At 64.1% G+C, this 8314-nt stretch carries 7 protein-coding genes; 4 read left to right on the top strand and 3 right to left on the bottom strand.

The genetic code is table 11. The features are described from left to right. Nucleotides 1–61: 61 nt before the first annotated feature. Nucleotides 62–1282: a winged helix-turn-helix domain-containing protein gene (locus PPL01S_RS23885; protein WP_028626095.1), complete on the top strand. Its 1221-nt coding sequence runs from the start codon at nucleotides 62–64 to the stop codon at nucleotides 1280–1282. Here PPL01S_RS23885 and PPL01S_RS23880 read toward each other — a convergent pair. Next, a complete protein-coding gene (locus tag PPL01S_RS23880) occupies nucleotides 1263–2609 on the bottom strand; it encodes a class II 3-deoxy-7-phosphoheptulonate synthase (protein ID WP_016391932.1) in 1347 nt (448 codons plus the stop codon). The genes PPL01S_RS23885 and PPL01S_RS23880 overlap by 20 nt on opposite strands. 117 nt (nucleotides 2610–2726) lie before the next feature. Between PPL01S_RS23880 and PPL01S_RS23875 the strand changes: the two genes are divergently transcribed. Both PPL01S_RS23875 and PPL01S_RS23870 read left to right on the top strand, forming a co-directional pair. Further along, nucleotides 2727–3482: a spermidine synthase gene (locus PPL01S_RS23875; protein ID WP_016391931.1), complete on the top strand. Its 756-nt coding sequence runs from the start codon at nucleotides 2727–2729 to the stop codon at nucleotides 3480–3482. Nucleotides 3483–3827: 345 nt separating this feature from the next. Continuing rightward, entirely contained in the window at nucleotides 3828–5513 is a 1686-nt protein-coding gene (locus PPL01S_RS23870) for a DEAD/DEAH box helicase (RefSeq protein WP_016391930.1), read from the top strand. 113 nt (nucleotides 5514–5626) lie between these two features. On the opposite strand, the gene PPL01S_RS23865 is transcribed toward PPL01S_RS23870, so the two are convergent. Continuing rightward, nucleotides 5627–6394 (bottom strand): DODA-type extradiol aromatic ring-opening family dioxygenase, encoded by a 768-nt coding sequence (locus PPL01S_RS23865; protein WP_016391929.1) that lies wholly within the window; start codon nucleotides 6392–6394, stop codon nucleotides 5627–5629. A gap of 101 nt (nucleotides 6395–6495) precedes the next feature. Here PPL01S_RS23865 and PPL01S_RS23860 point away from each other — a divergent pair, with 101 nt between their 5' ends. Beyond that, nucleotides 6496–7143, top strand: coding sequence for a thiopurine S-methyltransferase (locus PPL01S_RS23860; RefSeq protein WP_016391928.1), 648 nt, complete (start codon nucleotides 6496–6498; stop codon nucleotides 7141–7143). A 71-nt stretch (nucleotides 7144–7214) separates the two neighbouring features. On the opposite strand, the gene htpX is transcribed toward PPL01S_RS23860, so the two are convergent. Next, entirely contained in the window at nucleotides 7215–8102 is an 888-nt protein-coding gene (gene htpX / locus PPL01S_RS23855) for a protease HtpX (protein ID WP_016391927.1), read from the bottom strand. Nucleotides 8103–8314 lie beyond the last annotated feature (212 nt).

The raw sequence follows: 8314 nt of genomic DNA, 5'->3' as shown, positions 1-8314 counted from the left end.
GCCGGCGATAGGGCCATTGAAGACACTAGAGGGACAACAGACCTGCAGGGAGGTACGACCATTGCCCCTCAACCTGTCCATCAGCCAGGCCCGGCGCCTGGCGTTGTCCGCTCAGGGCTTCGGCAAACAGCCCCAATTCCCACCGACGCTGCCTGTCCTCAAGCGCATGCTGCAACGCCTTGGCGTGTTGCAGATCGATTCCGTCAATGTCCTGGTCCGCTCTCACTACTTGCCGCTGTTCTCCCGGCTGGGCGGATACTCCCCCGACATGCTCGACCAGCTCGCCTGGGGCCGTGGCCGGCAACGCCACCTGTTCGAATACTGGGGCCACGAAGCCTCGCTGCTGCCGCTGAGCCTCTACCCATTGCTGCGCTGGCGCATGGCCCACGCTGCCGATGGCCGTGGCATCTACCGCCAGCTCGCACAGTTCGGCCGCGAACGCCAGGACGTGATCGCCCGCGTACTGTCAGCCGTGCGCGAACAGGGCGCCCTGGGCGCCGGCAGCCTGTCGACGCGCCAGGAACGGGCCGGCCCCTGGTGGGACTGGAGTGAAGAAAAGCATGCACTGGAATGGCTGTTCGCCGCAGGCGAGGTGACGGTGGCGGGGCGTCGTGGCTTCGAGCGGCTCTACGATGTGCCGGACAAGGTGCTGTCGCGGGCGATTCTGGATCAGCCCCTGCCCAGCGAGGCCGAAGCCCATCAGGGCCTGATGCTGCACGCCGCCACGGCCTTGGGTGTGGCGACCGAGCGCGACCTGCGCGACTATTTCCGCCTGGAGCCCGAGCAGGGCAGGGCGGCACTGGCTGAACTGGTCGGCGATGGCCGTTTACAAGTGGTTCAGGTGCAAGGCTGGAAGCAACCCGCCTACTGCGCAGGTACGCCACGCATTCCCCGACGAATCGACACCAGCGCCTTGCTGTCGCCCTTCGATTCATTGGTCTGGGAGCGCAACCGCACAGAGCGTTTGTTCGATTTCCGCTACCGACTGGAGATCTACACGCCCGCTCACAAGCGCGTGTACGGCTATTACGTGCTGCCATTTCTGTTCGCCGGGCGCATCGCGGCGCGCGTGGATTTGCGTGCCGAGCGTGCCTTGGGGCAACTGGCGGTGCATGCCGTGCATGCCGAGGCAGATGGATTGGGCGAGGCAGGCTATCAGGCGTTGGCCCTGGAGCTGCTGCGCCTGGCCCAGTGGCTGGGGCTTGAGCGCGTGCAACTGAACTGCCCTCGCCAGGAGGGCAGCCAGTTGCGCCAGGCGTTGCTCAGCGCCGTACTTGCTTGAGGGTCTCGGCGATCAGGAAGGCCAGCTCCAGCGACTGGTCGGCATTCATGCGTGGGTCGCAGTGGGTGTGATAGCGGTCCGACAGTGCATCTTCGGTGATCGGCCGGGCGCCGCCGATGCATTCGGTGACGTTCTGCCCGGTCATTTCGATATGGATGCCGCCGGCATGGCTGCCTTCGGCCTGGTGCACCTGGAAGAACTGCTTCACCTCATCGAGGATCTGCGCGAAGTCGCGGGTCTTGTAGCCGCTGCTGGCCTTGATGGTGTTGCCGTGCATCGGGTCCGAGCTCCACAGCACCTTGCGTCCCTCACGCTCGACGCTGCGGATCAGCCCTGGCAAGTGCTCGCCGACCTTGCCGGCACCCATGCGCACGATCAGGTTGAGCCGGCCCGGGGCGTTGTCCGGATTGAGCGTGTCGATCAGGCGGATCAGCTCTTCAGGGTTCATGCTCGGCCCGACCTTGACCCCGATCGGATTGTGCACCCCGCGCAGGAACTCGACATGGGCGCCATCGAGCTGGCGGGTACGGTCGCCGATCCACAGCATGTGCGCCGAACAGTCGTAGTAGTCGCCCGTCAGGCTGTCCTGGCGCACGAAGGCTTCTTCGTAGTTGAGCAGCAATGCCTCGTGGGCGGTGAAGAAGCTGGTTTCGCGCAGTTGCGGGGCGCTGTCCAGACCGCAGGCGCGCATGAAGGCGAGGGTTTCGTCGATGCGGTTGGCCAGCTGGTGGTACTTGTCGGCCAGCGCCGAGTTGGCGATGAAGTCCAGGTTCCACTTGTGCACCTGGTGCAGGTCGGCAAAGCCGCCCTGGGCGAAGGCGCGCAGCAGGTTGAGGCTGGCGGTGGACTGGTGATAGGCCTGCAGCAGGCGGTCCGGGTCCGGTATGCGGCTTTTCTCGTCGAAGCCGATGCCGTTGACGATGTCGCCACGGTAGGCCGGCAGGGTGACGTTGCCGATGGTCTCGTCGCCTGAAGAGCGCGGTTTGGCGAACTGCCCGGCCATGCGCCCGACCTTGACCACCGGGCAGCCGGCGGCGAAGGTCATGACGATGGCCATCTGTAGCAGCACCTTGAAGGTGTCGCGGATCTTCGCCGCCGAGAACTCGGCGAAGCTTTCTGCGCAGTCGCCGCCCTGCAACAGGAAGGCGCGGCCTTCGGTGACCTCGGCGAACTGCCGGCGCAGCTCGCGCGCTTCACCGGCGAACACCAGCGGCGGGTAGCTGGCCAGGGTCTGCTCGACCTTGAGCAGGTGCTCGGCATCGGGGTAGGTCGGTTGCTGCTGGATCGGCAGGGCACGCCAGCTGTCAGGGCTCCACGGTCGGTTCATCACAGGCTCGGTATTGTCGGTTTGGGCATGCCTGCCATGGTAACAGTTGCCGCTGAGCTTGTTGCATCGGGGGTGTTGGCGGACAATGCGCGTTTTGCGTGGGCAGGTGGCAGGTACATGGCGACGGAGCGGGAAGAGCGGCTGCTGGCTCGGGTCGAGGATGCCTTTGGCGTGATCAGCGTGTACGAGGTGGAAGACTACCGCTTCCTCGAGTTCGGCGATGCCATCGAGCAGAGCTGCGTGTTCACCGCCGACCCCAGCTGGCTGGAGTACGACTATACCCGCGCCATGCTGGTCGGTGCGCTGTGCCATGCGCAACCGGAAAGCGCGCTGTTCCTGGGCCTTGGAGCCGGTACCCTGACCCAGGCGTGCATGAAGTTCCTGCCGCTCGACGACATCGAGGCCATCGAGTTGCGCGCCGATGTACCGCGCCTGGCCATGGAATACCTGGGCCTGGACGATGACCCGCGGCTGTATGTGCGCATCGGCGATGCGCTGGAACTGTTGCCCACGGCGGAGAAGGCCGACCTGTTGTTCGTCGACCTTTACACCGATCACGGGCCGGGCGTCGGCCACCTGGCGTGGACCTTCCTGGAAAACTGCCAGAAGCAGCTCAACCCCGGTGGCTGGCTGGTGATCAACCAGTGGGCCGGCGACGACGGCAGGCCCCTGGGCGCGGCGTTGTTGCGCGGGTTGTACCACCGGCATTATTGGGAGCTGCCGGTGAAGGAGGGCAACGTCATCCTGCTGGTGCCGGCGGACCTGGACCAGGTGCTGGACCTGGATGGTGTGCAGGCGCGGGCCGAGGCGCTGGCGCCGCGGTTGGGGTATGGCCTGGAAGGGTTGATCCGGGAGATTCGACCGGCTACCTGAAGGGCTGTTTCGTGGCCAATGGCCCTATCGCAAACGAAATAACGATTCAGCCCGCGATCGCTGATGGCCCCGTACTGGCCTCTCGCCAAGAAAATTTTCCTCACTGCCTTCTGTTAATTCGGGTATAGTACGCGCCGGTCTTTTAGCGGACCTCAAAATCAGGTGGTGCAAATCCTCCGAGTCCAGCTTCGGCTGCACGTCCGCTAGGCGGACCTTCCCAAGTTTTCTTTTTCAATCGTTTTCGCAAATCCCCGCCGCCAAAGCTGCCTGGGTGACCTCACGGTCTTTCAAGGCATGTGCAGCTTTGGAGCATGGGTCTTTGCGGATGCACCTAGAGGCAGACCCATGACCCAGGAAACCGGCGGCTTCGCCGCTCTCGATCTCAATCCGAATATTGTTGCCGCCGTTCTGGCGACCGGCTATGAAGAGCCGTCCGCCATTCAGCAACAATCGATCCCGATCATCCTCGCCGGTCACGACATGATCGGCCAGGCGCAGACTGGCACCGGCAAGACCGCTGCCTTCGCCCTGCCGATCCTCAACAAGATCGATGTGAGCAAGCGCGAACCGCAAGCCCTGATCCTGGCGCCAACCCGTGAGTTGGCGCTGCAAGTAGCTACCGCTTTCGAAACCTACGCCAAGCAGATGCCAGGCGTGAATGTCGTGGCCGTCTACGGTGGTGCCCCGATGGGCCCACAACTGCGTGCCATTCGCAACGGCGCGCAAATCGTCGTCGCTACCCCGGGCCGTCTGTGCGACCACCTGCGTCGTGACGAGAAAGTCCTGTCCACCGTGCAGTACCTGGTACTGGACGAAGCGGACGAAATGCTCAAGCTGGGCTTCATGGACGACCTCGAAGTGATCTTCGATGCCATCCCGGCCTCGCGCCAGACCGTGCTGTTCTCTGCCACCCTGCCGTCGTCGATCCGCTCGATCGCCGAACGTCACCTGCGCGAGCCCAAGCACGTCAAGATCCAGAGCAAGACCCAGACCGTCACCGCGATCGACCAGGCTCACCTGATGGTCCACGCCGACCAGAAGATCCCGGCCGTGCTGCGTCTGCTGGAAGTCGAAGAGTTCGACGCGCTGATCGCCTTCGTGCGTACCAAGCAAGCCACCCTGGACCTGGCCGCCGCGCTGGAAGCCAAGGGCTACAAGGCTGCCGCGCTGAACGGTGACATCGCCCAGAACCAGCGTGAGCGCGTCATCGACTCGCTCAAGGATGGCCGCCTGGACATCGTCGTCGCCACCGACGTCGCCGCCCGTGGCCTGGACGTACCGCGCATCACCCACGTGTTCAACGTGGACATGCCGTACGACCCGGAGTCCTACGTGCACCGTATCGGCCGTACCGGCCGTGCCGGTCGCGAAGGCCGTGCACTGCTGCTGGTCACCCCGCGTGAGCGCCGCATGCTGCAAGTGATCGAGCGCGTGACCGGGCAGAAGGTTGCCGAAGCACGCCTGCCGAATGCCCAGGCTGTGCTGGATGCGCGCATCAAGAAGCTGACCTCGAGCCTGGCGCCGCTGGTAGCCGAAGCAGAAGCCACCCATGGCGAGCTGTTCGACCGCCTGACCGCTGACCTGGGCTGCAGCGCCCGTGCCCTGGCTTCGGCCCTGCTGCGCAAGGCCACCAATGGCCAGGCGCTGGACCTGGCAGCGGTAGAGCGCGAGCAGCCGCTGGTGCCAAGCTTCGCCCCGCGTGGCGAGCGCACTGAACGCGCTGACCGTGGCGAGCGCCGCGAGGGTGGTGACCGCGATCGCGAGCGTCGTGCGCCGATGCCACTGGCTGAAGGCCGCGTGCGTTGCCGTACCGCCCTGGGTGCCCGTGATGGTATCGCTGCCAAGAACCTGCTGGGCGCGATCCTCAACGAGGGTGGCCTGGCGCGTGACGCCATCGGCCGTATCCAGGTACGCGACAGCTTCAGCCTGATCGAGCTGCCGGAAGATGGCCTGGAGCGTCTGCTGACCAAGCTCAAGGACACCCGCGTGGCTGGCAAGCAGCTGAAGCTGCGTCGGTACCGCGAGGATTGATCCTGGCGCAATGAAAAAATCCCCGGCCTAGGTCGGGGATTTTTTTGCCTGCTCCGGCCTCATGGCTGGCAAGCCAGCTCCTGTAGGAGCCGGCTTGCCGGCGATAGGGCCTTTCAGTCGAACCGATAGATGTCCATCCCCAGTGCCCCCAGGGTAAACCCCTGGTGCACGACGCCAAACTCGCCTCCTGCCCCAAGGGCAAAGAACAGCGGCAGGAAATGCTCATCACTCGGATGGTTGCGCAACGCAAACGGCGCCTGCCGCTTGAAGTCCAGCAACGCAGCCCGGTCATCCTCGCCCAGCTTCTCCACCACCCAATCCCGAAACGCCAGCGCCCAGGGCTCGATCACCTCCGGCCCGGCATGCCAGTCAAGCTCGCCCAGGTTATGGGTAATGCTCCCGGACCCCACCAGCAGGACACCCTCCTCACGCAGCCCGGCCAGTGCCTGGCCTACCTTGAGCTGCAATTGCGGCCCCAGCTGGCTGGGCAGCGACACCTGGATCAGTGGGATGCTCGCATCGGGGTACATCAACGACATCGGCACCCAGGCGCCATGGTCGAAGGGCCGCTGGGCATCCAGGCGTGCCGGCAGGCCGGCGGCATTCAGCCGCTCGCTGACGTTCACCGCCAGTTGGGGTTGGCCAGGTGCGGGGTATTGCACGGCATACAGTGCCGCTGGAAAACCGTAGAAGTCATGCCAGGTTTCGGGCATCGGGCTGGCGGTCACCAGCAGCTCGCGGCTTTCCCAGTGCGCCGAAACCACCACGATCGCCTTCGGTCGCCCCAGCGCATTGGCCAGCCCGGCCAGCGCCGGCCCGCTGGCGCCGGGCTGCAGGGCAAGCATGGGGGAACCGTGAGAAATGAACAGGCTGGGCAGCATGGTGAAGTCCTGAGGGTTAAGATGCAGTCATCTTCGATCAGTTATCGATCGACTTCCAATATAAGATTTTTGCTCAACTCATCGAAAAACCAGGAGGAAACATGGAGCCGGCGTTCTGGCATCGAAAGTGGGCCGACAACCAGATCGGTTTTCACCAGGCCCAGGCCAATCCCTATCTGCAGCGCTACTGGCCTGCGCTTGGCCTGGCGCCTGGAAGCCGGGTGCTGGTGCCGTTGTGCGGCAAGAGCCTGGACCTGGCCTGGCTGGCGGGGCAGGGGCATCGCGTGCTGGGCGTCGAGCTGTCGCGGCGGGCGGTGGAGGATTTTTTCAAGGAGCAAGGGCTGCAGGCCCAGGTTTCGCAGCAGGGGGTGTTCGAGGTCTGGCGCAGTGGCGAGGTAGAGCTGTGGTGCGGGGATTTCTTCGCCTTGCGCGCCGAGGATGTAGCCGACTGTACCGGGTTGTATGACCGGGCGGCGTTGATCGCTTTGCCGCAAGAGATGCGAAGCGACTACATGCGTTCGCTTTCGCAACTGCTGCCTTCCTGTAACGGTCTGCTGGTGACCTTGGACTATCAACAGGAGCTGTTGGCGGGGCCACCGTTTTCAGTGCCGGATGAAGAAGTGCGGCGTGGGTTTGCCGGTTGGCAGGTGGAGGAGCTGCAGGTGCGGGAAGTGATCGAGGAAAGCCCGAAGTTTCTGGAGGCCGGAGTGAAGAGCCTGGTCGAGCGGGTGTATCGCTTGCAGTTCTGATGCCGGCGATAGGGCCCGAACAGACAAACAAAAAGGGCGACCGAAGTCGCCCTTTCTTTTTGCCTGAAGGATCAACCGCGGCGGCGCAGCGCCTCAATCCGCTCTTCCAGCGGCGGGTGGCTCATCAGCAGGCCAGCGAGGCCATGCTTGAGGCCGCCGTTGATGCCGAAGGCCTTCATGGTGTCAGGCATGTGCACCGGCAGGCCCTGTTCCACGCGCAGGCGCTGCAGGGCGCCGATCATCGCGGCGGTACCGGCCAGCTGGGCGCCGGCTTCGTCGGCGCGGTACTCGCGGCGGCGCGAGAACCACATCACGATCATGCTGGCGAGGATGCCCAGCACCAGCTCGGCGACGATGGTCGCCACGTAGTAGGCGATACCCTGGCCTTCTTCGTTCTTGAAGATCACCTTGTCGACGAAGTTGCCGATGATGCGGGCGAAGAACATCACGAAGGTGTTCACCACGCCTTGCACCAGCGCCAGGGTGACCATGTCACCGTTGGCCACGTGGCCGATCTCGTGGGCCAGCACGGCGCGTACTTCATCGGGCGAGAAGCGCTCCAGCAGGCCCTGGGAAACGGCTACCAGGGCGTCGTTGCGGTTCCAGCCGGTGGCAAAGGCGTTGGCCTCGTAAGCCGGGAAGATACCCACTTCAGGCATCTTGATGCCCGCCTCGCGCGACAGCTCCTCGACTGTCTGCAACAGCCACTGCTCGTGGCGGGTGCGCGGTTGGCTGATGATCTGGGTGCCGGTGGTCATCTTCGCCATCCACTTGGAGATGAACAGCGAGACCAGCGAGCCGGCGAAGCCGAACACTGCGCAGAACACGAGCAGGCTGCTGAGGTTGAGATCAACCCCGTTGGCGGCCATGATCCCGTTGAAGCCGAACAGGCTCAGGGTAATGCTTGCAACCAGCACCACCGCGAGGTTGGTGGCTACAAACAACAGAATGCGCATCATGGTTGTTACGTTCTCCTGGCGGATGAGTTGTTGCGTATGCGGGGTATATAAGGGGCAGTTCGCACGGATTCAATCGGGCGACTATTTCAAACTGTGTACGGCGGAGTATGGCAGAGGATCGGGCGGGGGCTGTGAGCTAGAGCGTTGCAGGATGTAAGAAAATGCCCTGCAAAGGTTCGACGGGGGATTTTTGGCGCGTTCGAGATCGAGCG

It is taken from the genome of Pseudomonas plecoglossicida NBRC 103162 = DSM 15088 (assembly GCF_000730665.1).
Lineage (GTDB): Bacteria > Pseudomonadota > Gammaproteobacteria > Pseudomonadales > Pseudomonadaceae > Aquipseudomonas > Aquipseudomonas plecoglossicida.
The sequence above is the reverse complement of the archived record's forward strand: the minus strand, read 5'-3'. Positions and strand labels throughout refer to the sequence as shown.